At 57.4% G+C, this 1,411-nt stretch carries 1 protein-coding gene; it reads right to left on the bottom strand.

The window, feature by feature from the left end; genetic code table 11:
- The coding region (locus H8K43_RS18655; RefSeq protein ID WP_186905254.1) for a type VI secretion system Vgr family protein at window positions 1-1,411 on the bottom strand (1,411 nt) is incomplete at both ends.

Consider the following 1,411-nt stretch of genomic DNA (forward strand, 5'->3'; position numbering starts at 1 on the left):
CGTAGTTCAAAGCCTTGGCCGCGTGGGTCTTGCCGTCCACGGTTGTTGTCGATGCGGGTGATGTGTCCGAGGCTGAGCTGGCTGTGTTGGTGGTCGCTTCTCAGCTGGAGCTGAATTTGTTGTGCGGTGTCGTCAAGGATCAGGTGATTGCTGCGACCGGCACTGGCATTGCCTCCACCCTCGGTGAGTTCGCGGCTGCGTAGGCCGGTCAGGGCTTGCTGACTGGGTAGCTGCCAGGGTGGCAGGTTATTCTGGTTGTGCAGGCTGCCGCTGCAAACCGGTTGATCTGGGTCGCCGCCGATAAAGCTGATCAGGACTTCCTGACCGATGCGCGGTATGCTGAGTTGACCAAGCTGATTACCGGCCCAGGCTTGCGCGACGCGTACCCAGCAACTGCTGTTGTGATTGCGTTTGCCGTAGCGATCCCAGGGGAACTGGATTTTAATGCGGCCGTAGACGTCGGTGTAGAGGTTGTTGGCAGCGGTGTCGGGATCGGGGCCGGTCACACGTGCGACTTCGGGGCCTAAGCTGCGCGGCTTGGCTTGTGTCAGTGCGGGACGCAATATGCAGTTGCTGGGCTGGACGTGGAAGTCGGTTTGGATTTGCCACAGGCCGGTTTGGTGGTTTGCATCCAAATTCGACACACTGTGTTGAATATCGCGCTGCGTATCTTCACTCACATTTTGCAGGCTGAATGTGGTGTGCAAAATCAGGTATTCGATATTCGCTGCGGCTTGCGGATAGTCAGTGAGTGTAAAACTCATGCCCGGTGCCAGGCCGCGTAAATAGGCGCTGCCTTTGGCGCGCTGGCCGTGCTGACGCCGTTCTTGCAGGCGGATTCTGGCCAGGTAATCGCCTTGTGGTTCAGTCTGATTAAGCGCATTGTCACTGCCTGCATTCGGCTGGCTGTAATTGCTGCCTGCATTCGCATCGCGCCATAGATACACTTCCTGATTCGCATGGCCGGTAGGGCGAGCATCGCTGAAACCCGCATCCAGACTGGCTTCCGGCCGGGTGTAGTCGTAGTCGCGACTGGCGACGCTGCCGCTGGTGAGGCGATGTGCGGGACTGAAAGCGTGGATGTAATCGCGGTCGGTTTTGTGACCCTGTGGGTAGTAAGGCAGTGTGACGTAAGCCGCAGAAGCTGTTCGAAACGCGGCATTGTGATCGGACAGGATCAGTCTGTGTACGCCTGCGCTGTGTTCGAAATGGTAGTTGATGCCCCATTCCTGCATCAGCCTCACGACAAATTCCAGATCGGTCTCGTTGTACTGCACACAGTAGTCGCGCAGCGGATAGCGTTCGATCAGACGACGCTCGACTGCAAACGGATAATCGGCTAATACCGCGAGGATAGTATCGACGGGTGTCTGATTCTGAAACACCTTGCAATCGCTGGAGAGACTCGCGA

The sequence above is a fragment of the Cognatundibacterium curvum genome, from assembly GCF_014284235.1.
In the GTDB taxonomy this organism is placed as follows: domain Bacteria; phylum Pseudomonadota; class Gammaproteobacteria; order Burkholderiales; family Burkholderiaceae_D; genus Undibacterium; species Undibacterium curvum.